This is a genomic window from Pseudenhygromyxa sp. WMMC2535 (genome assembly GCF_011083025.2).
The window spans coordinates 1-1,663 of the sequence record NZ_JABJWV010000036.1 but is presented as its reverse complement, the minus strand read 5'-3'; the positions used below and the strand labels follow the sequence as shown (position 1 = coordinate 1,663).

The window sequence follows — 1,663 nt, the reverse complement described above, 5'->3', positions numbered from 1 at the left end:
AGTACCCGAGTGGGTGTGCAGCCAGTACAACGACTTCTTCGTCGCGCTGCTCGACAGCCAGGCCGTCGACAACCCCAGCGACAAGAACATCGCGATCTACGACGACAACGGGGATCAGTGGCCCGTGGGCCTGAACATCCTCAAGGCCGCGCCGGGGCTGTTTCGCTCGTGCGAGAGCGGCTACGTCGGCTGCCAGGGCGACCTCGCCGAGCACCGTCGGCGGCAGCGGCTCGGCCCCCCCCCGAGGTCGTCGACCCGGCCGACGTCGCCACCGGCGGCGCCATGGCGGAGGACTACGAGGGCGTGCTGATCCAGGTCGCGGACGTCAGCGTGACCAACGAAGACCTCGGCTACGGCGAGTTCGAGGTCACCGGCGGCCTCGTCGTCACCGACATCTTCTTCGATCAGGACTCGTGGACGCTGCCCGCCCTCGACGACGCCTATACATCGATTACCGGGCCGCTCACGTATTCTTACGAGGTCAACAAGATCGCGCCGCGCGACGCCTCGGACCTCGTCGCCAACTGATCCTCGCCCCGCCCCGTCGCTGACGCGGCGGGGCGATTCGCATCAGCATCAAGGACTCGAGATGTCTGCTCGCACACTCGTCACGCTCACCGGGCCCACGCTCACCTTCGCTCTGACCCTCGCCGCTTGTGGCCCGCGCTACGAGACCACCGAGGACTCCAACGGCGACGCCCTGACCGTGGGGGACAGCGCCGACCTCGGCGACGACGACGACACCGGGGGCGTGTGTGAAAACGACGCGGACTGTGCCGACAACCCCGCCGGCCCCGTCTGCGACGAGGCCGTGGGCCTGTGCTTCCCGGAGTGCGAGCCCGGCGACGTCGACGACTGCTACGAGGGCCCCGCGGGGACCGAGGGCGTGGGCATCTGCACGGCCGGGACCTGGACCTGCGCCCAAGACGGGACGTGGGGCGCCTGCGTGGGCGCCGTCGAGCCCAGCGCCGAGATCTGTGGCAACGACATCGACGAGGACTGCGACGGCTCGCTGGCCGACGCCGACGCCGACGGCGACGGCTGGGGCGCGTGCTCCGGCGACTGCTGCGACGACGAGCTGCTCGGCTGCGTCGACGCCCACCTCGTCAACCCCGGCGCCTTCGAGGTCGCGGGCAACGGGGTCGACGACGACTGCGACGGCGAGATCGACGAGCCCACCACGGCCTGCGACGCCGGCCTGAGCAGCAACTCCGGCGACGGCCTCGACTACGCCGCCGCCCTCGACCTTTGCGAGACCACGACCGAGAACGCCCCGCTGGCCGAGCGGCGCTGGGGCGTGATCTCGGCCGAGCTGACCCTGGCCGACGGCAGCAGCGCGCCGCTCTCGGTCAGCACGCGATCCGCCCGGCCTTCGGCGACAACATCGTGCCCAGCGGCGGCGATCGCATGGTCGTCCTGTCCTCGGGCAACGCCGCGGCCCCGGGCAGCAAAACCCCAGCTACGAGAAGTTCGAGAGCGGCGAGAACCTGGGCACCTCCGTGCCCGCGCCGGAGGACTGGATCGCCGCGAACGGCGGCGAGTTCCCGGCCAGCTGCGACGGCGTCAACCCCACCTCCGACACCGACGCCAACGACTCGGTGATGCTCAGCCTGCGCGTGCGCGTGCCGACCAACGCGCGCTCGTTCACCACGCGCATGTTCTT

Annotated in this window: 3 protein-coding genes; all 3 read left to right on the top strand. The window is 70.7% G+C overall.

Annotated features, from left to right (window positions below; all coding sequences use genetic code 11):
• Positions 1 to 310 (top strand): hypothetical protein (locus G6O69_RS39145; RefSeq protein WP_176397480.1); only part of this gene is annotated, 310 nt, incomplete at its 5' end.
• On the top strand, positions 283 to 528 hold the full coding sequence (locus G6O69_RS39140; protein ID WP_176397478.1) for a hypothetical protein: 246 nt from the start codon (positions 283 to 285) through the stop codon (positions 526 to 528). The genes G6O69_RS39145 and G6O69_RS39140, both read left to right, overlap by 28 nt.
• A gap of 61 nt (positions 529 to 589) precedes the next feature.
• Positions 590 to 1,663, top strand: a 1,074-nt coding sequence (locus tag G6O69_RS39135) for a MopE-related protein (protein ID WP_176397479.1), incomplete at its 3' end; no start/stop codon positions are given.